General features: G+C 73.0%; 13 protein-coding genes. 7 read left to right on the forward strand and 6 right to left on the reverse strand.

What is annotated here, in order from left to right; translation table 11 throughout:
• Positions 1 to 438 precede the first annotated feature (438 nt).
• Positions 439 to 1,368, reverse strand: a complete 930-nt coding sequence (locus tag ACWGR4_RS08625) for an NADP-dependent oxidoreductase (RefSeq protein WP_452131676.1) — start codon at positions 1,366 to 1,368, stop codon at positions 439 to 441.
• A 129-nt stretch (positions 1,369 to 1,497) separates the two neighbouring features.
• Between ACWGR4_RS08625 and ACWGR4_RS08630 the strand changes: the two genes are divergently transcribed.
• The 4 genes from ACWGR4_RS08630 (at position 1,498) to ACWGR4_RS08645 (ending at position 8,613) form a co-directional block, all read left to right on the forward strand.
• On the forward strand, positions 1,498 to 1,914 hold the full coding sequence (locus ACWGR4_RS08630; RefSeq protein WP_452131677.1) for a winged helix-turn-helix transcriptional regulator: 417 nt from the start codon (positions 1,498 to 1,500) through the stop codon (positions 1,912 to 1,914).
• A 148-nt stretch (positions 1,915 to 2,062) separates the two neighbouring features.
• Positions 2,063 to 2,590 (forward strand): sigma-70 family RNA polymerase sigma factor, encoded by a 528-nt coding sequence (locus ACWGR4_RS08635; protein WP_379998061.1) that lies wholly within the window; start codon positions 2,063 to 2,065, stop codon positions 2,588 to 2,590.
• Entirely contained in the window at positions 2,587 to 3,717 is a 1,131-nt protein-coding gene (locus tag ACWGR4_RS08640; protein ID WP_452131678.1) for a hypothetical protein, read from the forward strand. The genes ACWGR4_RS08635 and ACWGR4_RS08640 overlap by 4 nt, the downstream gene beginning before the upstream one ends.
• A 234-nt stretch (positions 3,718 to 3,951) precedes the next feature.
• A complete protein-coding gene (locus tag ACWGR4_RS08645) occupies positions 3,952 to 8,613 on the forward strand; it encodes an FtsK/SpoIIIE domain-containing protein (protein ID WP_452131679.1) in 4,662 nt (1,553 codons plus the stop codon).
• An 81-nt stretch (positions 8,614 to 8,694) separates the two neighbouring features.
• Here the strand turns inward: ACWGR4_RS08645 and ACWGR4_RS08650 are convergent, their stop codons facing one another.
• Together ACWGR4_RS08650 and ACWGR4_RS08655 are read right to left on the reverse strand one after the other, a co-directional pair.
• Positions 8,695 to 8,994 (reverse strand): hypothetical protein, encoded by a 300-nt coding sequence (locus ACWGR4_RS08650; RefSeq protein ID WP_078978201.1) that lies wholly within the window; start codon positions 8,992 to 8,994, stop codon positions 8,695 to 8,697.
• Between the two features lie 99 nt (positions 8,995 to 9,093).
• Positions 9,094 to 9,933, reverse strand: coding sequence for a hypothetical protein (locus ACWGR4_RS08655; RefSeq protein ID WP_379998067.1), 840 nt, complete (start codon positions 9,931 to 9,933; stop codon positions 9,094 to 9,096).
• A gap of 170 nt (positions 9,934 to 10,103) precedes the next feature.
• Here ACWGR4_RS08655 and ACWGR4_RS08660 point away from each other — a divergent pair, with 170 nt between their 5' ends.
• The gene (locus ACWGR4_RS08660) at positions 10,104 to 17,912 is read left to right on the forward strand and encodes a hypothetical protein (protein ID WP_452131680.1); all 7,809 of its coding nucleotides are present in this window, start codon (positions 10,104 to 10,106) and stop codon (positions 17,910 to 17,912) included.
• Positions 17,913 to 17,917: 5 nt separating this feature from the next.
• The gene (locus tag ACWGR4_RS08665) at positions 17,918 to 20,515 is read left to right on the forward strand and encodes a right-handed parallel beta-helix repeat-containing protein (RefSeq protein ID WP_452134191.1); all 2,598 of its coding nucleotides are present in this window, start codon (positions 17,918 to 17,920) and stop codon (positions 20,513 to 20,515) included.
• A 12-nt stretch (positions 20,516 to 20,527) separates the two neighbouring features.
• Here the strand turns inward: ACWGR4_RS08665 and ACWGR4_RS08670 are convergent, their stop codons facing one another.
• From ACWGR4_RS08670 to ACWGR4_RS08680, 3 genes are all read right to left on the reverse strand, one after another.
• The gene (locus ACWGR4_RS08670) at positions 20,528 to 22,435 is read right to left on the reverse strand and encodes a serine/threonine-protein kinase (protein WP_452131681.1); all 1,908 of its coding nucleotides are present in this window, start codon (positions 22,433 to 22,435) and stop codon (positions 20,528 to 20,530) included.
• Between the two features lie 361 nt (positions 22,436 to 22,796).
• A complete protein-coding gene (locus tag ACWGR4_RS08675; RefSeq protein ID WP_379998075.1) occupies positions 22,797 to 23,492 on the reverse strand; it encodes a glycerophosphodiester phosphodiesterase in 696 nt (231 codons plus the stop codon).
• A 61-nt stretch (positions 23,493 to 23,553) separates the two neighbouring features.
• The gene (locus tag ACWGR4_RS08680; protein WP_379998077.1) at positions 23,554 to 24,159 is read right to left on the reverse strand and encodes a TetR/AcrR family transcriptional regulator; all 606 of its coding nucleotides are present in this window, start codon (positions 24,157 to 24,159) and stop codon (positions 23,554 to 23,556) included.
• Positions 24,160 to 24,297: 138 nt separating this feature from the next.
• Between ACWGR4_RS08680 and ACWGR4_RS08685 the strand changes: the two genes are divergently transcribed.
• Positions 24,298 to 25,089: an SDR family NAD(P)-dependent oxidoreductase gene (locus ACWGR4_RS08685; RefSeq protein WP_452131682.1), complete on the forward strand. Its 792-nt coding sequence runs from the start codon at positions 24,298 to 24,300 to the stop codon at positions 25,087 to 25,089.
• Positions 25,090 to 25,101: the final 12 nt, after the last annotated feature.

Raw genomic sequence — 25,101 nt, forward strand, 5'->3', positions numbered from 1 at the left:
GTGCGGGGGCGGCGGCTCGCCCGGGTCCTTCCGGGGGGTGATCGTGGTCAAGTCGGGGGGGCGCGCGGCCGCCGCCGCCCAACCCCGGCCCCCCCAACGGGCGGGACCCACACACGCCCCCCCCCGCCCCCGGGGCGCCCCGACCGAAAGCCGGTCGGGGCGCCCGCTTCCTTCCACCCGGCACCCCGCCTCACCCCACCCGGACCCGCCACCTCGCCGAAAGCCGATGCCCCCACCGAGGCCGGCGCCTCACCGAACCCCGCACCTCACCCGAGGCCGGCGCCCGCCCGAAGCCCGGCACCTCGCCCGAGGCCCGGCACCTCGCCCGGGGCCGGTGTCTGCCTTGGGGCGCATCACGCGGGTTCGGCGTCTTGGCCGGGCGCGGTCCGGCGTTGCTTCCGGGGTGAGCTCGGTGGTCGGGCCTCGCGCCGCCTCGGTCTACGGCACCAGGACCACCCGGCCTCGGAGGCCGCCCTCTGCCACCGCGGCGAAGGCGCGGGGGGCGTCTGTGAAGGGGAAGGTTCGGGCCACGCGTAGTGTCAACTCGCCCTTGCCGGCCGCCGTCGCGAGTTCGGCCAACCGGGTGGCGTCGGCGCGGACCCACACCTGGTGCACCCGGATCCCGCGCAGCCCGGGCGGCGCCGCGCCCGCGTTGACCGCCACGAACGCCCCGCCGCCGCGCACCGCGTCCAGCGCGTCCGGGCCGAGCATGGCCGCATCCAGCGCGGCGTCCACCCCGCCGGGTACCAGCGACCGGATCCGGTCCGCCAGGTCGGCGCCGCGCGGGACGAACCACCGCGCGCCGAGGTCGCGCACCGACGCCTCGTCGGCGGCTCCCGCGACCGCGACCACTCGTACCCCGCGCGCCGCCGCCAGTTCGACCGCGAACGCGCCGACCCCGCCCGCCGCCCCGGTGACCAGCAGGGTGTCCCCCGCCGCCGCGCCGAGCAGGTCGAGCCCCTGCCACGCCGTCGAGCCGTTCAGCGGGATCGTCGCCGCCGCCACCGGATCCAGCTCGACCGGCCGCGGCGCCACCGCATCGGCGTCCAGCACCACGAACTCGGCCAGCGCACCGGTCCGTACGTCCAACCGGTCGCGCAACCCGAGCACCGCGTCGCCGACCGCGAACCCGGTCACGCCCGCCCCGACCGCGTCCACCTCGCCCGCGACGTCCCACCCCAGCCCGAACACCGCACGCTCGCGCACCAGTCCGTACCGCACCGGCGCGCCCTCCACCACCATCAGGTCCACCGGATTCACCGTCGCCGCCGCGACCCGGATCCGCACCCGACCGGGCCCCGGCTCGCACACGGGTCCGTCCACGACCTCGACCACCGACGCACCGGACCGAGCGATCACCGCACGCATGACCCACCACTCCCACACTCTCCGCAGCCACGGGCCGAACTCCCGGCCCCTCGACCGCCAACCTAGGAAGAGCTACTCTCCGAGAGGAAGTACCCACCCGGAAGTGCGTATCCCACCCGAAGGAGAGCCATGGCCACCCGCACCGCCGCCGAACGCCGCGCCCAGGCCCGTACGGAGTTCGACGCGTACATGGCGAGTTGCCCGGCCCGCCGGCTCCTGGACGGGATCAGCGACAAGTGGGTCAGCCTGCTCGTCAACGCGCTCGCCGACGGCCCGCGGCGCTACAGCGACCTGTCCCGACGGGTGGCCGGGGTCAGCCAGAAGATGCTCACCCAGACCCTGCGCAACCTGGAGCGCGACGGACTGGTCGAACGCACCGTCACCCCGTCCGTCCCGGTCCGCGTCGACTACGCGCTGACTCCGCTCGGCGCGAGCCTGCTGCCGCTCATGCAGGCGGTCAAGACCTGGGCGGAGGAGCACATCCCCGAGGTGGACCGGGCCCGGGAGCGCTACGACGCCGCGCAAATGGACCCGAACCGCCCGTGATTCGGGTAGCACCGACCCGGGACACCGAGGGGCCGCCAGAAGATCGCCCGCTGTTCATTTTCCGGTCCGCCGAGGGTGTTTCCCGCTCCATATCGTGATCTTGACCGGCGGAACGGACGCCGGCCGAGCCTCCGAGGAGCCCAGTTTCGTGTCGCCTGGCCGGGAGACCTACGAGCGCGAGCGGCGGATCGACCTGCTGATGGCGGAGAGCACGCCGTTGCGCAGATACGTGAGCGGGATCCTGGGGGCGGATCTGCACACGGTCGAAGACGTGGTCCAGGAAACGCTGTTACGGGCCTGGGAGGCCGCGGACCGCCTGGACTGGGACGGTCGCCCGATCCGCATGTGGCTGTTCCGGGTGGCCCGCAACCTGGCCGTCGACGCCCGACGGCGCAATCGTTCGTTGCCGGTGGGCATCGACCCGAGCGAGTTCACCGGGCTGCCCACGGTGCCCGATCCGGCGGCATCGGTGGTCGATCGTTGCGTGCTGGTGGGGGCGTTGCGCCAACTGGCGCCGTCGCACCGCGAGGCCGTCGCGCACGTGCACCTGCTCGACCGCAGCGGCGCCGATGTCGCGCGCGCCCTGGGGATACCGCACGGGACGGTCAAGTCCCGTACCTACCACGGGATCGCGGCGATCCGGCGCGAGCCGGCCGCGATCGAGGAGAGCGGATGACCGGCTCCGAGGACCTCGCCATGCGGGTCGCCGGACACGATGTGATGACCCTGCTCGGCTGGACCGGGATCCTGGTCCTCGTGTTCGCCCTGGCCCACTGGGCCGCGATGCGGCGCGGCGGCTGGCGCTTCGTCCGGCGTCGGCTGCGCCGCGAAATCGCGCTCACCGTGGCCGCGTTCGCCGAACCGATCGCCGCCCTCGTGCGGTTCCGCCGGCGCCGCCGACTCCTGGTCCGCACGCTGCGCGCGCCCGGCACCTGGAGGGACGCGGAGCACGCGGCGATGCTGGCGGCCGAGGTGAGCGCGAGCGCGCGCCCGTACGCCGTGCTGGTCGAGCGCGACGTGGTGGGGGTGTTGGTGGGCTGCGGCCCGGACCTGCCCGTGCCCGCCGAGCCGTGGGCGGTGGACGAACTCGACCCCCGTCTGTGGTGGATCGCCCGCGCCGACCTGGAGCCCGGATCCGGTCCCGCGCCGCTGCTGGTCGCGATCGGCACCCGGCACGAGGCGGTGGTCTTCCTGGACCTGCTGACCGGACCGCGCGTGCTGGCGGTCTCCGGCGAGCGGCGCGGCGCGCGGGCGACCGTACAGTCGCTGGCCGCCCAACTCGACGCCAGGTTGCCGGCCGGCGCGGTCACCGTCGCCGCCGGGGTGCATCCGCGCTACGCGGGCCCGAGCGCCACCGACGCGTTCGCGCATGCCACGACGGTCGCCGCGACCCGCCGCTACCCGCAGGTGGTGGCCTGCGCCGACACCCCCGAACTGCCCGCCGCCTCGCCCGTGTCGGTGCTGACCACGGGTCAGCCCCGGGGCCATGCCCGGCTGTTGGCGATCGCGCCGAACGGCGCGCTGCTCGTACACGGCACGCCGCTGCGGGTGGACGCGCGCCCGCTGCCGCGCGCGGTGGCCGCGACGGTGTGGCGCCTGCCGCCGTGGTCCACGGAGGACGCGGTACACCCGGCCCCGGCCGGGATCGACCCGGACCTGGACCTCGACCCCGAGCCGACTCCGGCCGCGCCGCCCCCCACGACGCGGGCGCGGGTCCCGGCGCAGGTCCCGCCCGCCGCGCACGACGACCTCACCGAGCCCGCCGACACCGACAAGCCGAGCGGCGTCTCGATCGACGTGTGACCCGCGTCCCCGCACGCCGGATGGGCGGCCCAAGGGCGTGTCCTCGATCCCCGCCGAGCATCACCACGCGGGACCCGGGACACGTCGGCGGGCACCCGTCCGGCGTGCGCCGACATCCCGGCACGTCCCCCCGGCCCCGCCCCGGCCGCCCCAAGCCGACCTCCCCGCCGACACCCCCGGTCGGCCGGACCCGACCCCGTCCCCCATCCCCCATCCCCCAGGAGCACGACGAACGTGAGACTCACCGTCACCACCGTGGACGCCGCGGACGGCCTGCGCCGCGACCATCTCCTGGACCTCCCGCCCGGGAGCATCGTGGCGGACCTCGCAACCGCCGTGCACCGCCCGACCGCACCCGCCGACGACGCCTCCGGGTCCGGCGCCGCCGACCTGGGCGCGTTCCTGGACGGCGAGACGCCGGCGACCGGACAGTCGCTCTACCTCGGCGACACCGTGCTCGACCCGCAGGCCCCGCTGACCGTCTCCGGGATCCGCGAGGCCACGGTCCTGGGTCTGGGCGCCCCGCCCGCCGAGCCCGACCGGGTGCACGCCCCCCGGCATCCCTTCGATCCGCAGACCCTGGTCCAGGTGCACGCGGTGTCCGGCCCATACACCGGCCGGGTCTGGCCGCTGGGCCCGGGCAGCCACGAGATCGGCGCCGACGAGGGCTGCGCGATCCGGCTGCCGGTGTCCGGCGTACCGGCCCGGGGCCTGTGGGTGACCGTGTGCCCGGACGGTTCGGCGTACTGGCATCGCACCGGGCCCGACGACGGCGCGGTGCACGGCCGCGAGGTGGCGCCGCCGCCCACCGACGCGATCACCGCCGCCGCGGCGCTGCCCCGCAAGCACGAGGAACGCATCCTGGAGGACGAGCGCGAGGCGGACCGCAAGGTCGAGCGGGAGAGCGCCCGGATCGCCCCGCCGAAGGAGCCGGTGCTCCGCCCCGAGGCGCCGCCCGGCACCCCCTGGCCGCACGCGTCCGACCTGGTCGTCGGCCCGTCGCTGCTGCGCCTGTGCGGACCGGTCGAGGCGGACGCCGACGTGACGCCCTCCGACGACGGCATCGGCCTGGACTACAACCGGCCGCCCCGGATCGCCCCGCACCTGGACGCGGAGAAGATCCGGCTGCCCTCGCCGCCGCTGGAGCCGAACCGGGTGCCGTTCCCGCTGCTCGTGATGATCGCCCCGCTGGTGATGGGCCTGGCGATGGTCGGGTTCTTCCACTCGTACTTCTATCTGATCTTCTGCATCATGAGCCCGTTCATGGCGATCGCGAACTGGGTCTCCGGCCGCCGCAGCAATCGGGTCAAGCACCAGCTCGACGGGGTGCAGTACCGGCGCCGGTTGCGCGTGTTGCACGACGACATCCGCACGGCCGTGCGCCGCGAGCGCATCGTCCGCGCCGAGGTAGGCCCCGACCCGGCCGCCGTCGCGCTGATCGCGACCGGACCGGGCAGCCGGTTGTGGGAGCGGCGCCGCCGTGACGCCGACCACCTGGTGCTGCGGATCGGTACGGTCGACCAGCCGTCGGTCAAGGAGGTCGAGGACCCGGCCCGGGACGAGCATCACCGCACCGCGAGTTGGACGTTGCCCGACACGCCCATCGGCGTCGAGATCCCCGACCACGGGGTGCTCGGCGTGGCCGGCCCGACCGAGCCGATCCAGGCGCTGGCCCGCTGGCTGGTGATCCAGTCCGCCGTCCTGCACAGCCCGCGCGACCTGCGCGTGGTGGTGCTGACCGATCCCGAGCGGGCCGGCGACTGGGCCTGGGTACGGTGGTTGCCGCACCTGCGCCCGCAGTCCCGCTCCGCCGCGCCCGTCGCCCTGCTCGGCACCGACCCGGAGTCCACCGCCAACCGCATCTCCGAACTGGTCGCGCAGATCCAGAGCCGACAGCGCAGCATGGGCTCGTCGATGGGCCAGGCCATGTTCAGCGGCCCCGACATCCTGGTGATCGCCGACGGCGCCCGGCAGTTGCGCGAGGTGCCCGGCATGGTCCAGGTGCTCACCGAGGGCCCGGCGGCCCGGGTGTTCAGCGTCTGTCTGGACGAACGCGAGCGGCTGCTGCCGGAGGAGTGCACCGCCGTCGTGCTGGCCGCCGGCCGACACCTCACCGTGCGCCAGACCGGACTGCCCGATGTGACGGACGTGCGCGCCGACCATGTGGACGCGGCGTGGTGCGAGCAACTGGCCCGCGCTTTGGCGCCGTTGCGCGATGTCAGTCCCGAGCACGACAGCGGCCTGCCGCAGACCGTCAAGCTGCTCGACCTGGTCGACGCCGAACCGCCGAAGGCGGCCGACTTCGTGGCCCGTTGGGCCCGCCGCCCGGCCTCGACCACCTTCACCCTGGGCGCCGGCTACGACGGGCCGCTGCGCATCGACCTGGTGCGCGACGGTCCGCACGGTCTGATCGCCGGCACCACCGGCTCCGGCAAGTCCGAGTTGTTGCAGAGCTTCGTCTCCGCGCTCGCGGTGGCCAACCGCCCGGACGAGCTGACCTTCGTACTCGTCGACTACAAGGGCGGCAGCGCGTTCAGCGAGTGCGCCGAACTCCCGCACACCCTCGGCATGGTCACCGACCTCGACGAGCACCTGGCCACCCGGGCACTGGAGTCGCTGGCGGCGGAACTGCGGCGCCGCGAGCAGCTGTTGGCCGACGTCGGCGCCAAGGACCACCCCGAATACCGGGGCAAGCGCGCCGGCGACCCCACCCTGGCGCCGCTGCCCCGACTGATCCTGGTGATCGACGAGTTCGCCACCCTCGTCCGCGAGGTGCCCGACTTCGTCGCCGGGCTGATCAACATCGCCCAGCGCGGCCGTTCACTCGGGATCCACCTGGTGCTGGCCACCCAGCGCCCCGCCGGCGTGGTCACCGGCGACATCCGCGCCAACACCAACCTGCGGATCGCCCTGCGGGTGACCGACGCGGGCGAGAGCCAGGACATCATCGACACCATGGAGGCCGTGCACATCTCGGCCGGCACGCCCGGCCGGGCGCTGATCCGCACCGGGCCGGGCGCCGCCGTGCCGTTCCAGGCGGCGTGGGTGGGCGCCGAGCGGCCCCTCCCCGGCGGCGCCGCCGAGAAGACCGGCCCGACCCGCGCGGTGCGCGCCACCGAACTGACCCTGGCCGGCCTGGGCCGGCCCGCGTCGCTGCCGACGGTCGACGAGGGCCCGGACACCGCGGACACGCCCAACCCGACCGACCTCAACGCCCTGGTCCTGGCGCTGCGCGAGGCGGCCGAGACGCTCCCCGACTACCGTCCGCTGCCCAGCCCGTGGTTGCCGCCCCTGGCGGAGCGGGTGCTGGTGGACGACCTGCCGCCGGTGGAGCGGGCCGACGTCGATCCGTCCGACCCCTGCCCGCCACCGATCCCCTACGCCCTGGAGGACGTTCCGCAACTCCAGGAGCAACGGGTGACCACGATGGACCTGGCCACGTTCGGCCACCTGTACGTGATCGGCTCGCCGCGCTCGGGCCGCACCCAGGTGTTGCGCACCCTCGCGGGTTCGGCGGCGGCCACGGCGAGTTGCGCCGACGTACACCTGTACGGGATCGACGCGGGCGGCGGCGGTCTGGCCGCGCTGGAGACCCTGCCGCACTGCGGCGCGGTGGTCTCGCGGCACGACATGGAGCGCATGGGGCGGCTGTTGGGCTACCTGGTCCGCGAGTTGACCGAGCGTCAGGAACGGTGCAGCGCGCACAATGCCGCCGGATTGGTGGAGTTGCGCCGGATCCTGCCGGCGGCCGAGCGGCCCGCGCACATCGTGATCCTGCTCGACGGCTGGGACTCCCTGGTCGCGCTGCTCGACGACCACGACGGCGGCCGGCTCGTGGACGACACGATGCGGCTGCTGCGCGAGGGCGCGGCGGCCGGCATCCACATCGTGGCGACATCCGAACGGGCGCTGCTGAGCGGGCGGTTGTCCGCGCACAACGACCACAAGTTGTTGCTGCGCCAGGCGGATCGCAGCGACTACCAGATGGCCGGCATGCCGATCCGCAAGGTGCCGGCGGTGATCTCGCCCGGTCGCGGCTGGCACGTGTTGTCCCAGACGGAGAGTCAGGTCGCGCTGCTCGCGCCCGATCCGAGCGGACAGGAACAGGCCGAGGCGCTGCGCCGGATCGGCACGGCGGCGGCGCTGCGCGACACCTCGGTGCCGCGCGAGCGGATGCCGGTGCTGATCCCGACGCTGCCGCGTGTGGTCGAGTTCGCCGCCGCGTACGAGCGGGTGCCGGCCGAGGTGCGCCGCCCGATGTGGGGGCTGCTCGGCATCGGCGGCGACAGCGCGGAGCCGATCGGGGCGGACTTCGCCGCCAGGTCGGTGTTCTGCGTGATCGGCCCCGCCGGGACCGGGCGCAGCACCACGCTCGCATCGTTGTCGGTGTCGTTGCTCGCGGGCGGCACGTCGCTGGTGGTGCTCACTCCGCGCGAGTCGCCGCTGCGCGGGCTGGCGCAACATCCCCAGGTGCGGCTGCTGACCGAGGAGGATCCCGCCGCCGAGGCGGTCGAGCGGGCCCTGGAGGAGTTGTCCGGTCCGCGCGTGGTGGTCGTGGACGACGCCGAACTGCTCGGGATGCCCGCGGCCGACCGGGTCCTGCGCGACCTGGCGGTCGCCGGCCGCGACCGGGGGCAGGGGCTGTTGTACGCGGGGTCCTACGACGCCCTCCAGGTGGCGATGGGCAGTTGGCTCACCGCGGCCCGACGCGGCAGCCGCAGCGGCGTCCTGCTCGCGCCGAAGAACATGCAGGAGGGCGACATGATCGGCGTACGGCTGCCGACGAACGTGGTGCGCTCGGCGCCGCCCGTGCCCGGGCGGGCGTGGACCGCGGGGCCGGGCGGCGCGCCGATGGCGGTGCAGGTGCCGCTGACGGTGTTGCGGTCGGCCGAATAACCGGGCGAACCTCCGCATCGGGTATACGAGTTCGGGCCGCTTCCCCCCGAGGGAAGCGGCCCGAATCGGTGTGGCGAGGGTTCAGCTCTTCTTCAGGTTCTTCGCCATCTCCACGTCCATTTCGTGCATCTGGGTGCGGATCTTGGCGAACATCTCGGAGAAGATCAGGATGCCGTCGACGGCGGCGGTCAGGCTGGTGTTGAACTTCGAGTAGGCCTCACGCATGGCCGGGCTCGACTCCTTGAAGACCATGCCGTTGTCCAGCAGCCCGTTCACGTCGGAGAGCAGCGTGTTGATCATCGGCGTGATGGTCTCCTTCGCCTTGGTCAGCTTGCCGGCGACCTCGTCGATGCGGCCGAAGTCGAGTGCGATATCGGGCATGGTTCCTCCAGGGAAGATCGGCTCGTCGTGGGGGTACGACGAACGGGGACTACGGGGAGCTACAGGGGACTGTCGGGCGATGGGGTGTACGGCGGCGGCTCAGTCGCGGCGCGGGATGTGCCCACCACCGCCGCCACCGCCCGGCGGGACGGGCTTCTCCGGCGGCTTGGGTGTGGTGTCCACCCATTCGTGCTTGCCGTCGGCGCGCGCGTAGGTGTGCGTCTTTCCTTCGGAGTCGACCACCTTCTGCGTGCCGCCCCCGTTGGCGTTCAGGTGCGTCTCGGTGGTGGTCACGCCGCCGTCCGGCGCGGTGGACACGGTGGTGTAGTTCAGCCGGCTCGAGTCGTAGGTGGTGACCGAGGTGTACGTCTGGCCGTTGCTGACGACCTTGGTCTCCTCCTTGATCACGTTGCCGTCCGCGTCCAGGGTCAGGTGGGTCTCGATCCGACCGCCGTTGGGCGTGGTGATCACCTTGTCCAGCGGCGGTTTGTCGCCGGGGTCGGTGGCCTTGCAGAACTCCGGGTAGGTGCCGTCGGGTCCGGGCTTGGCGCACTCGTCCAGGTGCTCCTGCTTGTACTTCCAGGCGGCGACCTTGTTGCGCCACTCCGCCAGGCCCATCGTGGCGCCCATCACGCCCAGGCCCTCGGTGATCTGCGCGTCGGCGTTGAAGTAGGCGTCGCCGACCTTGCCGAAGCAGTCGCCGAGCTTCTTCAGCAGGTCCTCGGCGCGGGTCATCGGCCCCGCGGACAGCCGGTACAGGCTGCGGAACGCGGCGGTCAGGGTCGGGTCGCCGAACACCGCCTGGGCGTCGGTGTACCCGCCCTTGCCCAGGGTCGCGAAGTCGCTCGACTTGAGCGTGGGCGAGATGCGGTCGGCCAGGTCGTACATGTCCTTCTTGGCCTCGGCCAGCGTGCTGTAGTCCAGCGCGAAGTCGACCACGTCCGCTCCCGTCGGGCATCGCGGATCCCTCGGCCGGATCCGTCGCCGTGACCACGCCCGAGCCCACCACCCGGTTCATCGCGGCCCGACACGTCATCCGATGAACCGTCCGGTGGGCCCGGGCGTGGTCACGGCGAGGTCCGGCGAGCACGGCGAGGAGACGACGGGTCATGGGCAATCGCCCCACCGACTGGAACGCGATCGGCCTGAGCACCGATCCCACCCCGGGCGACCCCGTTCGGCTGCGCACGCTGATCACCTCGATGGAGAGCCTGGGCAAGGTCGCCCGCGAGATCGACGAGGCGTTGAACTCGGTCCTGGACAAGACGGGCAACGGCGCGTTCGTCGGGCAGACCGCCGACGCGCTGCGGGAGAAGATCAGCGGCCCGCTCCGCGAGTTCGTGACCAGCATCGCGGACGCGTTCGAGCACTCGGCCAAGGCGCTGCACACCTACGTCGACGTGATGGAGACCCAGCAGCGGGTCGCCGACACGGCGTTGGCGAACGGCCGGGACCTGCCCCTGGAGGACCCCCAGCGCGCCACGTACGGCACGACCGCGCGCAACGCGGGGACCGCCCAGCGCACCCAGGCCGAGACCGCCGCGAAGGTGCTCAACACCGCTGCGACCGGGATCAAGCAGCCGGTGTCGAACTGCGACCTGTTCTGGGAGGCGTTCAACTGGCTGGCGATCATCCTGATCCTGCCCGCGCTGCTCCTCGGCGGCCCGCTCGCGCTGCTCGCGATCGGGATCAACCTGGTCCTGTTCGTCAAGACCGCGGTGGACGTCGCCAACGGCAAGGCCGGGTTGCTCGACCTGTTCCTGGCGGGTCTGGGCATGATCGCGCCGACCACCAAGGGCCTGAACCTGTTCAAGCTGTTCAAGGACGGCGCGAAGTTCCTCTGGACCAAGGGCATCAAGCCCTTCGCGCAGGGCGCGTGGGGCGCGCTCAAGGGCGCGTTCAACGCGGGCGCGTTCCGCTCGTTCGCGTTCATCCCGGGCCTGAAGGACTTCGCCCGGCTCGCGGGTGGCTGGATCAAGACGGGCGCCTTGTGGGTGGGCGCGGCGGCGCTGAAAATGCCGTCCTGGGTCGGCGGCATGGTCGTCAAGGGCGGCTTGGCGGTGGTCACGGGCCTCAAGGCGATACCGGCGCTGTTCCGCGCCGTCCCCGGGGCGATCAAGGGGGCCGCGGGCAGCACCTGGAAGTTCCTCAAGTCCGAACTCGGCGGCACCAAGTGGCTGCGGCTGATCCTGCCGGTGGACGCGGCCGAGATCAGCCGGTTCGGGCTCAAGCGCGCGTTGCAGATCGGCTTCTACGAGCGTGGTGTGCTCGGCAAGTTCCGCTACGCCTCGCCGCTGCTCGGCGCGGGCGGGCGCGGCCTGAGCCAGCTCCCGACCACACCGCCCCTGGGCGCGCTGCCCGAGATGCCGGTGAACGACCTGGCCCGGATCCGGGCCGGCGACTGGTCCGGGTTCGGCGCGAACGAGCTGCGGATGAAGGCGCTGGACCTGCCGACGACGAACCTGACCGTCACCTCCCCCGCCGGCCTGCACATCCCGACCACGCTCGGCGAGGTAATGCAGTTCGCGCCGGACGCGGTGCGCCGCATGGACGCGCTCCTGGACATCGGCGCGCGCGACATGAAGATGGTGCAGATCGGCGACTGGGCCAAACTGCCGACGCCGGCGAACAGCGGCCGGATGGAGCTGAACGCGCTCCACTCGATCGGGCAGTTGTCCCCGACCACCGGCGCGGCCGGCGCGGTACACGCGCTGCCCACCCCGTCCACGCTGTCGGGCGTCACGCACACCCCGTCCCTGTCCACGCTGACCGCGCTCGACCTGGTCCAGACCGGGGCCGGGCACCGGCCGAGCGTGCCGTCGCTGATCACCGGGAACACCCCGAGCGCCGGCGCCGGTATCGCTCACCTGCCCGCCCCGACCGGCCATGTGACCGCGCCGAGCCTGCCCGCGGCCGGCCTGAACCACGGCCTGCCGGCGCCGAGTCTGCCGGCGCCGAACCTGGCCGGCCACGGCCTGTCGGGCCCGGGTCTGCCCGGCCACGGCGCCCCCGCTCCGCATGTGGAGTCGCAGTCGACCGGGTTCGGCTCGACGGCGAACCTGTCCGCGCCGAGCCCGACGGCGCTCGCGGGTGGCCCGCCGCCGACGGCCCTGGTCCCGGACCACGCCGGGAACGCGCTCAACCTGCTCGATCACGGCCCGAAGCCGATGCCGCGCCCGGACGGGCCCGCGCATGCCGGTGCGGCGCCGACCGCCCTGCCGCCGCACGGCCCGGGCGGCGGCGGCGAGTTGCGACCCGGCACGCCGACCGCGAACCGGGTCGCCGTCGCGCCGACCCCGCCGCCCGGCGGCCACCTGGCCGGCCCGCCCAACCGGCTCACCGGCGCCCGGTTGGAACAGCTGTGGCAGCGCGACGCGGACCGGATCGGCGCGCTGTTCGGCAAAGCCGACGACCCGTTGCGGGCCGAGCGGATCGAGGCCTGGCGCGACCTCACCTCGGCGCGCAACGAACTGGGCCGGGCCCAGCAGGTGTTGCACGACCTGGAGGTCCGCCCCGGTGGCTCGTCCAAGCCGTCCGTGTACGAACGCGACGCCGGGATCGCGGTGCAGACCGCCTCGGCGAAGGTGGAGACCGCGATCACCCGGCTGGACGCACTGGGCGTGGACCCGGCCCGGATCGACAAGGGCATGGCCCAGATCCAGGCGCAGAGCCTGCTGGAGCGTCCGCGGCTGGTCGGCGGCACCCACCACGACCTCGGCGGCGGCAACACGCTGGCGACGACGTCGGCCGCGGGAGCCGTGCCGCCGCCGAACACGACCGTCACCTCGCACGTCGGCGCCGGTTCCACCGGCCTCGACGGTGCGACCGTGCGCACGCCGGTGCACGGCGGCTATCGGATCACCGATCCCGCCACCGGCCACTCCGTTCGCTACGCCCACGACGGTCGCCTCGTCGACGAGGCGCTGGCGCTGCACTCGCCGGGTGAGCCCCGGTTCGTCGTCGACGACGGCGGCGGCCGGCCGTTCCTCACCAACGCGAACGGGGACCCGGTCCTCGGCTTCGACGTCACCGTCGTGCGCGGCGGCTACCGGGTCACCGACGCCACCGGCGGGCAGACCGTCCGCTACCGCACCAACGGCGCCGTCGCCGAGCAGGGCATCGCCCTCGGCGGGGCCGGCGCGCCCCGCTTCGTGGTGCACGGCAACGACGCCCGGCCGCCGATACTGACCAACGCACACGGCAAGCCGATCACCGACCGCGTCTTCACCCCGTTCGAGAACGGCTACCGGGTGACCGATCCGGCCACCGGCGGCTCGATCCGATACGGCACGGACGGCCGCGTCGTCGAACACGGCCTCGCCCTCCGCGGTCTGGACGAGCCGCACTTCGTCGTCCCCGGCGAGCGGGGTCCGGTGCTGACCGACCTGCACGGCACCCGCATCGACGACGTGCACGTCACCGCGACCGACGGCGGCGGCTACCGCATCACCGAACCCACCAGCGGACAGAGCACCCGCTACCACGGCAACGGCACCGCGGCCGACGAAGGCATCGCCCTCCAGGGCGCCGGCGACGCGCACTTCCTCGTGCCCGGCGAACACGGCCCGGTGCTCACCGACATCCACGGCAACCCGATCACCGGCGTCGACGTCACCCCGGTGAACGGCGGCGGCTACCGCATCACCGAACCCACCAGCGGACAAAGCACCCGCTACCACGGCAACGGCGCCATCGCCGAGGACGGCCTCGCCCTCCAAGGCCCCGCCGGCGACGCGCACTTCGTCGTCCCCGGCGAACACGGCCCGGTGCTCACCGACGTGCACGGCAACCCGATCACCGGCGTCGACGTCACCCCCGTGAACGGCGGCGGCTACCGCATCACCGAACCCCTGAGCGGACAGACCACCCGCTACCGAGGCGACGGCAGCATCGCCGAACACGGCGTCGTGCTCACCGGATTCTCGGGCGATCCGCACTTCGTCGTGTTCCGCGAGGGCCGACCCTCGGTTCTCACCGACGTACACGGCAAGCCGATCACCGACCGCAGACTGACCGAGTTCGACAACGGCTACCACATCACCGACCCGGCCACCGGTCACTCCGTGCGCTACGACGGCACCGGCACCGCGATCGAACGGGAACTCGGCCTGACCGAACTGGGCGAGCCGCACTTCATCGTCGACCGCGGTGCCGGCCCCGTGCTCACCGACGTACACGGCACCCCCGTCGTGGGCGTCGGCGTCACCCCGCTCAGCGGCGGCGGCTACCGGATCACCGAGACGGCCGGCGGCCACAGCACCCGCTACTCCGCCAACGGCTGGGCCGCCGAACACGGCATCGCCCTCGGCGGCGGCGTCGAACCCCGCTTCGTGGTCGGCGAGGGCCCGAACCGCCACCTCACCGACATGCTCGGCACCCCGGTGCCGCACCACACCGCCACACTCACCGCCGACCAGGGCTTCCGGATCGTCGACACCCGCACGAACGTGTCCACCCTGCACGGTGCCGACGGCGCGTTCATCGAGCGCGGCATCGCCGTCGGCGGCCCCGGCGAGGCCCGCTTCGTGGTCGGCGAGGGCGCCGGCCGGGTGCTCACCGACGCGAACGGCGTCCGCGTCACCGACCGCGCCATCACCGTCGTCGACAACGGCTACCGCGTCACCGACCCGGTCACCGGCCACTCGTTCCGCCACGACACCGTCAACGGCACGTTCGAGCACGGCACCAAGCTGGGTCGCGCCGGCCAGGGCCCGTTCGCGGTCGGCGACACCCTCACCGACCTGCACGGCAACCCGCTCCCGGCGGAGCAGCGGCTCACCCGCCTCACCGCCGCCGACGGCACGCACTCCGGCTACCGGGTCGACATCGTCCACCCCAACACCCCGCGCCACGGCGAGTTCCACGAGTTCGGCACGAACGGCGCGGTCACCCGCGAGGGCTTCAACGTGCTGGACGACGGCCGGATGACCCCACACCAGTACGTCGTCGACCACAGCACCCCGACGCCGACCTGGCGCCAGGAGTTCCACCCCGATACCCCCGGAAACCCGTTCACCCACAACGAGTTCCAGCACGGCACGGTGGATATGAGCGGCGCGGCCAACGGCGGACTGCGGCTGAAGTCGAATTCGCCGGACCGGGTGGTGATCTTCGAGCGCCGGATGTTGCCCGGCGGCACCACGCTCGACGCGTTCCGGCGTACCGACCTCAGCGGCTTCGGCACCTTCAGCCACCGCACCAAGTGGATCGAGTGGGGCGCCGACGGCACACCCCTCGCCCAGGGTTCGCGCAAGTTCGACACGTCCGGCTTCGGCTACACCGACGTCGACCGGCACTTCGTCACGGTGCGCGAATTCCGGGACACCATCCAGAAGTTCGACGGCCGGGCCGGACACACCCTCGGCGTCAAGGGCACCGACGGCTGGACCTGGCACCGCTACGACGGCGCCGGCAAGGAGTTGGCGAGCGGTCCGCGTACCACGCACTGGGACGGCGGCTGGAGCGACCGACACGGCCCGGGGACCGGCAACCACGCGGGCGAACTGGTCCAGAAGCAGTGGGGAGAAGTGCACCGGACCGACCACGCCCGGCACTACCTCGAACACCCGCTGGGCGCCGACGGTTTCCGCAAGGCGTCCTGGGACGAGTTGTCGCCGCAGGGCAAGGAGGCCGGGAAGCACGTGGTGGAGACGAACGGTTCGACGTTCACCACTACCCGGGTCTCCGAGCAGCGCCCGCCGAGTTGGGCCCGCAAGTGGCTGACCCACAACTGGACGAACCCGGCCGGCAACCACGCCTTCCTCGCCTCCGACACCCGCTACCAGGTGTTCACCTGGGAGAAGTCGGTCGCCGGCGCGGACGGCACCGTGGTCCACAGCAACGGCACCCGCTTCGTCGGCGACGACGGCAGTTCCTTCGACATCCACGCCGACGGCACCTTCGCCCGTTCGCAGATCAAGTTGGCCGACGGTTCGACCCTCAAGGCCGGCGACACGGTACGGCCGCACGCGAACGCTCCCGCCGGAACGATCCCCTGGAGCAAGGGCGACGTCATCGGCTATCGCCTGGATGCCGGCGGGCGGAACTGGCAGGACTTCCGACCGGTGACGAACGCCGACGACGTCGTCACGCATTGGGAGATGGTTCGCGAGGGCTTCGAGAACGGCAACATCCGGCACTACACCTCGCCGGAATCGCCCGTGCGCGGCACCCCGGACGCACCGGTCCCGGCCCCCGAGATCCCGGTGGCCCCCAACCCGCGCAGCAACTGGGTCGAGTACGACGCCCACGGCTACGTGGCCGGCCGTCGGGACACCTGGACGCTCGCCGCCGGCAATGAGATCACGATCGTCGCGCACGGCTCGTCGACCGCGAAGACCTGGCGGTGGGAACGCCTCGATGCCGCCGGTCAGGTGCAGGAGTCCGGCAAGCGGGTGTTGTTCCGCAGCTCGGACGACCCCAAGCTGCCGTTCGACGATTCGTTCCGGGACTTCGACGCGCACAACAACCTGGTCCGCGAACGACGCATGCTCGACGACGGCCGCTACGTCGACGCGTGGCAGGCACCGGGCACCCAGACCTGGACCTGGCAGAAGTTCGACCGGTCGGGCGCGATCATGCCCCAGCCGGGCACGGGCACCCACGAGCGGGTGTGGTGGAACCCGAAGGCGGCCGAGGGCGCCGGCGGCTGGCAGGCGACCCCGCTCGACGGCAAAAACCTGCTCTTCCGCGACCGGTTCGCGCCCACCACGGGCGAGACGCTGGTGATCCGCGAGACCCCGCCGCACATCACCGACGCGCCGGCGCGGGTGCGCGAGTACGGGCCGGGCGGCGCCACGTCGCCGAACACCGCCACCTGGAAGGAGTTCGACCACGGCACGGCAGTGCGCACCCGATCGCTCACCCCCGAGGGGAACTACCTGGAACGGGACGCGTGGCGCGGCCAGTGGCGGCGCTACGACGAGCACGGCAACCTACTGGCCCGACGCACCGACGGCGGCGCGGTGATCACCACCGACTCGCTGGGCCGGTGGCGCGTGGTCGGCAGCGAGTACGACTTCCGCGGCCAGGTGACCGAGGTGCGCGGCTGGGTGCGGCGCGTCCGCGAGGGGCAACGCATGCCGTGGAAGGGCGACATGGGCGGCATCGACGCCACGCAATTCCGCAGCGCGCTCGCCGGCATCCCGGACATCCCGACCACCGGTTCGATCCACCTGGCCGAAGCCGCCTACCAGAGCGCGGGGACGGTCCTGGGCAAGAAGCTCGCGCTGGAGTTCGCCCAGGAGTTCGCCATCGAGTTCGCCGCGAACATCATCGTCGCCGACATCAACGCCAGGGCGCAGGGCAAGAGCCTGACCGAGACCGACTGGCAAAAGGCCGCGCTGAACGCGGCGGTCGGCGGCGTGGTCAAGGGCGGTGTGGGCGCCTTCGTGCACGAGAACAAGTGGGACGGCTTCCGCAAGCTCGGCGACCTCAAGAGCGGCTACGGCAACATCGACGGCGGCAAGCACTGGAACCGCAGGCCGGGCAACCACGACAAGACGTGGGCCAACGAGTGGGCGGGCAACGAGACCGCGGTGCGCTGGCGCAGCGGCACCTACGACTTCGGCTACAGCGCCGGCGTCGGCATGCTGGCCGGGTTGATCAACGGCAGCATCAACGCGAGCGTGTTCGGCATCAAGGGCGCCGACGGCCTCACCCACAAGCTCTCCGGCTGGGAGGCGCTGGGCGACGGCGGGATCGCCTCGTTGTCCGGCGTGGTCAGCACCGGCAGTGCCTCGCTCGCCCGGATCGGCTTCCTCAACGCCGCGGGCGGTCGGTTCTTCCACCGCCAGGGCGTCAGCGAGTTCCTGCTCAACATCGGATTCAAGATCGGCGAGAAGATGTTCAACGGGTGGTTGCTGCCCAAGGTGCGCGCGGGGATCGACCCGGCCTGGTACCAGCAGAAGGATGCGTAGCGAAGGTGCGTAGCGCACAGATGTCGAGCGTCGAGCGGCACACCGGCGGCGCCGGGCCGGCGCCCGTGCGGGTGGCTGCCAAGGGCCGGGGCGCGCACCGCCGGATCGCGGACGCGGTACGGGCCGCCTCGCCGGGGGCGACCGTCCTGATCGAGGCCGGCCACTACACCGAGTCCCTGGTACTGGCCCGGTCGGTGACGCTGTGTCCGGAACCGGGCGGGGGCGAGGTGGTGCTGACCGCGAGTGCCGAGGGGCCGGCGATCACGGTCGACGCGGCGGACTGCGCGGTGCGCGGGCTGACCGTGCAGGGCGCGGGCGGCGACGCGCCGGCGGTCAGCGTGGGTCCGGGCGCGGGCCTGATCGTGGCCGATTGCGCGGTCCGGGGCGGTCGGATCGAGGTGCGCGGCGGGCCCGATCGGGACGAATCCGACGGCGCCGACCCGGACTTGGACGCACCGCCGACCGCCGGCGGCACCACCTCGGCGCTGCTGCTCACCGGCACGCGCGTGACCGGCGCGCGGCTCGCGGGACTGCACGTGTCCGGCGATGCGCGGGCCCGGGTGGAGGACGTCGAGGTGGGCACGATCGAGGGCACCGGGATCGTGGTCTCCGGCAGCGCCCGGGTCGGCATCGCCCGGCTGCGCCTGGACGCCACCTCCGGTTCCGGGATCCGGCTGCGCGGCCGGGCCGTATTGCGCCTGGTCGACTCGGTGTTGCACGGCTGCGGGCGGGTGGGCCTGTTGCTCGAGGACGCCTCCTCGGCCGCCGCGAGCGAGAGCCGGGTCAGCGCGCCGGGCGCGGCCGGGATCCGGCTCGGCGGCAGCGCGCGGGCCGAACTGACCGACTGTCGGATCCTGGACGCCGCCGCGGCCGGCATCGTGCTCGACGGCAGCGCACGGGTGCTCGCGCAGGGCTGCGCGGTGCGCCGCTCGGCGACCAACGGGGTGCTGCTCACCGAGGACGCGGCGGCCGAGTTGACCGACTGCCGCATCCTCGACTCCGGTTTCGGCTCGATCCACGCGGCCGGGACAGCCGTTCTCAAACTGGCCGACTGCCGGGTGGTGGGCACTCCCGAACACGGCGTGCACACCGCGGACACCGCTCGGGTCGAGCTGACCGACTGCACGGTCTCCGCCGCCGCGATGAGCGGGATCGCGATCACCGGCCGCTCCACGGCCGCGCTCTCCGGCTGCCTGGTCGCGGACACCACGACCGGGATCGGCATCGCATCGCCCACCGGGTCGCGGGTGTCGGGATGTACGGTGCGCGCCGCCGGGCGCACCGGGATCGAGGTGACCGGCGAGGGTGTCGCCGAGTTGACCGACAACCGGGTCACCGGCGCCGGTGCGGCGGGCATCGTGTTCGACGCGCATTCGCGGGCCGAGTTGGCGGGCGGCTCGATCGAGGACTGCACCGGGTCGGGGCTGGTGGTGTGGACCGGCGCCCGGCCGACGGTGCACGGGGTGCGGATCGAACGCCCGGGCAAGAACGGGCTGTTCGTGGCCGAGCAGGCCGGCGGCACCTACACCGGCTGCGATGTGGTCGGCGCGGGCTACGCCGCGCTGCACGTGGGTGGCGGCGCGGATCCGCTGTTCCGGCGTTGTCGGCTGCGCGACTGTACGGACGACCTGAGCACCGACCCGGAGGCCGCGCCGGTGTTCGACGACTGCGATCCGGCGCTCGGCGGCGTGGTGTCCGGCACGCAACCGGCCCCCGCGGCGATCGCGGGCGTCGGGCCGGGCCCGGCCGCCGCACCGCCGGAGCCGGATCGGCCCGAGGTGGTCGAGGAGAAGCTGACCGACCTGCTGGCCGAACTCGGCGAACTGGTCGGCCTGGACGGCGTCAAGCGCGATGTCGCGTCGATGGCCAAGCTGATGCAGACGGTCCGGTTGCGGGTCGAGGCCGGGCTGCCCGCGCCGCCGCTGAGCCGGCACCTGGTCTTCGCGGGCAACCCGGGCACCGGCAAGACCACGGTGGCCCGGCTGTACGGCCGTCTGCTCAAGGCGCTCGGGCTGCTCGGCCACGGGCATCTGGTCGAGGTCGACCGCAGTGCGCTGGTCGGCGAATACGTGGGCCACACCGGGCCCAAGACCGCCGCCGCGTTCAATCGGGCGATCGGCGGCGTGTTGTTCATCGACGAGGCGTACTCGCTCTCCCCGCTCGCGGGCGGCAACGACTTCGGCTCCGAGGCGATCGCCACGTTGGTGAAGCTGATGGAGGATCACCGGGACGACGTGGTGGTGATCGCGGCGGGATATCCCGACGACATGGACCGCTTCGTGTCGTCCAACCCGGGCCTGGCGTCGCGGTTCACCCGCACGCTGCTCTTCGAGGACTACGACGCCGAGCAGTTGGTGGCCATCGTCGAGCACCAGGCCGAACGGCACCGCTACGAGCTCACCCCCGCCGCACGCACCGAACTGCTCGCGCTGTTCGCCGGCATGTCCCGGGGTGGTGGCTTCGGCAACGGGCGTTCGGCCCGCCAGGCGTTCCAGGAGATGACGGAGCGCCAGGCCGGCCGGGTCGCCGAACTCGAACACCCGGACGCGGCCCAGCTGATCGCGTTGGAGGTCGCGGATCTGCCGACGTCGTTGGCCTCATAGCACGGGCGGGGTTCAGCGCGGGTACATCTTGAGCACCTTGCCGTCCAGGTCGGCCCGCAGATAGCCGGAACCGTAGTCGTCGGAGACGTACACCTTCAACGTCGCCACCCGGTCGATCAGCCCGAGGTCCACATTGACGTGGCGGTTCTTCGGCGTGGTGATGCCGAGTTCCTTCTCGGCCTTGGCCATCAGCGCCGGCAACGCGTCCCAGTTGACCTTCGTGAGGTCGATGGTCTTGTCGTCACGATCGGTGCGACCGGAACCGGTGTCCTTCGTGGTCTCCCCCTTGCGGTAGGAATAGCGGTCCTGGAGACGGGCGTTGCCGGGCACCGGTGCCTCGATCGACGCGTAGTCGTCGTAGAGGTTGATGGACTTGACCCGGGTCCCGCCGATGACCGGCTTCATCGAGTCGATGACGCGGCGCACGCCGGCCGGCGTCATCAGGTTCACCGGGTCCGCGGCGGGCTTGGTGGCGGAAGCGCTCGGCGACGCGCGCTCGTCCGGTTCGGTCCGCTCGTCCGACGAACTCCCGGACGTCTGCGGCGACATGTTCGGTCCCGTCGCCGCCGGTTTGGCCCCGCCCCCGGCCGCGTCCGACCCCGAGTCGCGGAGCTGGGACACCAGGAGCACCGCGACCAGCGTGCCGACCAGGGCCGTGGCGACCACCGATCCACCGACGATCCGGTTGCGCCGGGCCCGCTGCCGGGCGGCCGACTCGGGCGTCGCCGGGGTAAACGCCGAACCGTACGGCGAGCCTCCTCCGGGCGACCCGGCCGGCGCCGCCGACCCGACCGGCACCTCGCCCGAGGAGTCCGCCGAAGCCCCCTGAAACGAACCGGAGTTCGGTCCTGCGCCGACCCGATCCGCCCCCGCCCATGCGGGCCCGACCCGATCCGCTCCCGCCCACACGGGCCCGGACCGCGAACCGGTATCGGTCCCGAACGCGGCATCGAAGCCTGAACCGGAGTCCGACCCCGAGTCGACCGCCCGACCACCGCCGAGGTCGCCCGGCTGCCAGGCCAGGGCGTCGGCCACCGGCAGCGCCGAGGTCGTGTGCTGCGACGAGGGCCGCGCCCCCGGCTCACCCGCGGCCGCCGCGAGCAGCGCGTCCAGTTGCGCGGCGTCCGGCCGGGCCGCCGGATCCCGCACGAGCAGCGCTTCCAACACCGGCCGCAAGGCCCCCGCGCGGACCGGCGCCGGCACCGTCTCGGTGAGCACCGCGGCGAGCGTGGCCAGGCTGGTCGCGCGGCGCAGCGGGTGCTCCCCCTCCACCGCCACGTACAACATCATCCCGAGCGACCACAGGTCGGACGCGGCGTTGTCCTCCTCGCCGCGAATGCGCTCCGGCGCGATGTATTCGGGCGAGCCGATCAGGTCCCCGGTCGCGGTCAGGCTGGTCGACTCGCGCAGCGCGGCGATGCCGAAGTCGGTCAGGACCGGGCTGCCGTCGGCGCGCAGCAGTACGTTGCCCGGCTTCACGTCGCGGTGGTGGATCCCGGCCGCGTGCGCGGCGCTCAGCGCGGACAGTACGCCCCGACCGATCGCGGCGGCCTCGGCCGGGGCGATCGGTCCGTTGGCCAGCCGGTCGTGCAGGGATCCGCCGGGGACCAGTTCCATCACCAGCCACGGGTGCGGGACCTCGGCGGCGTCCACGATGTGATGGATCGTCACCACGTGCGGGTGGTTCAGCCGGGCCAGCGACCTGGCCTCGCGCAACACCCGCTCGCGCAACATCCGGGCGGCGGTGGGATCGTCCTCCAGGAGTGCCGGGTCGGGCGGCCGGACCTCCTTGAGCGCGACGTCGCGCTCGAGCGCCAGGTCGCGCGCCCGCCAGACCAAGCCCATGCCGCCACCACCGAGCCGCTCCAGCAACTCGAAGCGGCCGTCGATCACGCGTCTGCCAGGTATACCCGGGGTCATGCGGCACACCCTACAAATCAGGACTCCCACCACAGCTACCGCCGGCCGCATCGTGGGCAGATCCCTCGCCGAGGCGGCCGGCGAACGCCCGCGGGGCGGCGTACCCCGACGTGGTGTCGGTGGTGGACCGCCCCGGGACAGGACCGGCCGCGGCGGCGGCCCGCCCGGTCATCGCCGGTCGCTGTCGAGCTTCGCCGCCGAGCAGGCCCGCGAGATCCTCTACACCACCGCCGCGACAACCCCCGCCCCACCGGCCCAACCGGGCGCGGATCGCGGTTGATCGGCCGCCCCGGGGCGATCACCCACACCCGAACCCTCGTCCGGCCGACGGCGGAGCCGGAGCCCCCGCCGTGCCGACCGCTCAGCCGCGCCGTGCCGCCACCACGTCGAGCAACCGGCCGATCCGGTTGCTGATGATCATGTCCACACCCATGTCCAACAGCCTGCGCATCACCCGGGGCGAGTCCACCGTCCAGGCACTCACGCCGTATCCGTCCGCGTGGCAGCGCGCCACCGACTCCGCGTCGTACGCCCGCCAGCGCAGGTTGATGTACTCCGGCCGGAGCGTCCGCAGCACGTCCTCGCCCGGCACTCGCGCGAACGAGTCGCCGCTGAGCCCGATGTGGGCCTCGGGCGCATGCTCGCGGACCATGCCCATCGCGACCGGTCCACCGACGTAGAGGATCTGCTCGTTCAGCCCGTGCCGGGCGACCGCCTCGGTCGCGGGACCGGCCAGTTCGATCTCGCCGAAGTCGACCATCAGCCCGCCGGGGCCGCCCTTGATCAGGTCCAACGCCTCGTCGAAGCTCGGCACCCGATACTTCCCGCGCCGGCCGATCTCCCGGACCTCGGCCAGGGTCAACTCGCGCACCCGCGCGTTGCGCCACCACAACCGGCGCAGCGTCGCGTCGTGCAGCAGTACGAGGTGTCCGTCCCGGGTCACCTCCAGGTCGATCTCGACCAGGTCGGCCCCGCGCTCCAGCGCGCTCGACAACGACGGCAGGGTGTTCTCCCGGTAGCGTCGGGGATCGCCTCGGTGGGCCACGGCCAGGGTCACGACAAACCTCTCGATCGGGGACCGGCGGGCACACCGTACACGCGCCGCGCTCACCCCGGGTTCATCGCGTCGAGGGCCCGCCGGAGGCGCCGAATCCGCGCAGCAGGGTGTCCACGATCCGGGTCGCGAGCACGTCCGCGTCCTCGCCCCGGTCGTCCTGCGCCGACTCGTGGATCAGCGCGTAGTAGACGCGTCGGGTCCAGTCGAGGTCCACCTCCGGACGCAACAGCCCGCTCTCGCGTGCCCGGCGAAAGAGCCGATCGCACCGATCGAGCACGTCGGTGTGCAGGTGCGCGACCTCGGGGTCGTCGGTGCGCAGCGCGTTCATCGCGAAGCCCCACGCGATCTTGACCCGCAACACGTTCGCGGTCACCTGGTACAGCGCCACCGCCGCCGGCGTGGCGTCCGGCCGCGCCGCCGTCACCGCGTCGTGGAACTGCTGTGTGGCCCACCGGGTCATCGCCACGATCAGCGCCTCGCGGGTGGCGAAGCGCCGGTGCACGGTGGTCCGCGCGACGCCGGCGGCCTCGGCGATCTGCTCCATCGTGGCCGAGGGGTTGGCGCTCAGGACCCGCTCGGCGGCCTCCAGGATCGCGCGCACGGTCCGCTCCGCGTCCGCGCGCAGCGGTCGCGCTCGGCCACCGGTTCCATCAGTTGGGGAAGTCACCTTCGAACTGTACGGCAACGACGCCGGTCGGCTCATACTTGCAACACCAGTGATGCATGTTCTAGGTTCAATGCATCACCGAAGCAGCACGTCGGTCGTCGATAACCATCGCCGCCGGCTGCCCACCAAGGAGTTCTCATGGACCTGCGCCTCACCGACAAGGTCGCCCTCGTGACCGGCGCGAGCCGCGGCATCGGGCTCGCCATCGTGTCCACGCTCGTCGCCGAAGGGGCCCGGGTCCTGGCCGCGTCCCGCACGATCACCCCGCAGTTGGCCGCCACCGGCGCCATGACCATGGCCGTCGACCTGGCCCGACCCGACGGCCCGAGCCGCCTGGTCGATCGGGCCCTCGCCGAGTTCGGCCGGCTCGACGTCCTGGTCAACAACGTCGGCGGGGGCGACGCCGGCGGCGAGTCGCAGACCGGCGGCTTCCTGAGCTTCACCGACGAGCAGTGGCTCGCCTCGTTCGAGCTGAACTTCCTGGCCGGCGTACGCACCACCCGGGCCGCGCTGCCCGCGTTGGTCGACACGCGCGGCACGATCGTGAACATCTCCTCGCTCGGCGGCCGGGTGCCGCACAGCGGGCCGGTGCCGTACACGACCGCCAAGGCCGCGCTCACCGCGTTCGGCAAGGCCGTCGCGGAGGAGTTCGGCCCGCGCGGCGTCCGGGTCAACACGGTCTCCCCCGGCCCGGTGCGCACCGCGATGTGGGAGGCGCCGGACGGTTACGGCGCCCAACTGGCCGCGTCCATGGGCCTGTCCCACGAGCAGCTGCTCGACGCCCTGCCCGGCGCGTCGGGCATGGTCACCGGCCGCTTCGTCGACCCGGCCGAGGTGGCCACCGCGGTCGCCTACCTGGCCTCCCCGCTCGCCGGCAGCGTCACCGGCACGGACCACCTCGTCGACGGGGGCGCGCTCAAGGCGGCCTGAACCCCCGGGGGC

It is taken from the genome of Embleya sp. NPDC055664, assembly GCF_053618075.1.

Excerpts from the sequence above, each read along its gene's own strand:
- ACWGR4_RS08640 (WP_452131678.1), top strand. The coding sequence starts at position 2,587 with ATGACCGGCTCCGAGGACCTCGCCATGCGGGTCGCCGGACACGATGTG.
- ACWGR4_RS08625 (WP_452131676.1), bottom strand. The coding sequence starts at position 1,368 with ATGCGTGCGGTGATCGCTCGGTCCGGTGCGTCGGTGGTCGAGGTCGTG.
- ACWGR4_RS08670 (WP_452131681.1), bottom strand. The coding sequence starts at position 22,435 with ATGACCCCGGGTATACCTGGCAGACGCGTGATCGACGGCCGCTTCGAG.
- ACWGR4_RS08650 (WP_078978201.1), bottom strand. The coding sequence starts at position 8,994 with ATGCCCGATATCGCACTCGACTTCGGCCGCATCGACGAGGTCGCCGGC.
- ACWGR4_RS08685 (WP_452131682.1), top strand. The coding sequence starts at position 24,298 with ATGGACCTGCGCCTCACCGACAAGGTCGCCCTCGTGACCGGCGCGAGC.
- ACWGR4_RS08630 (WP_452131677.1), top strand. The coding sequence starts at position 1,498 with ATGGCCACCCGCACCGCCGCCGAACGCCGCGCCCAGGCCCGTACGGAG.
- ACWGR4_RS08660 (WP_452131680.1), top strand. The coding sequence starts at position 10,104 with ATGGGCAATCGCCCCACCGACTGGAACGCGATCGGCCTGAGCACCGAT.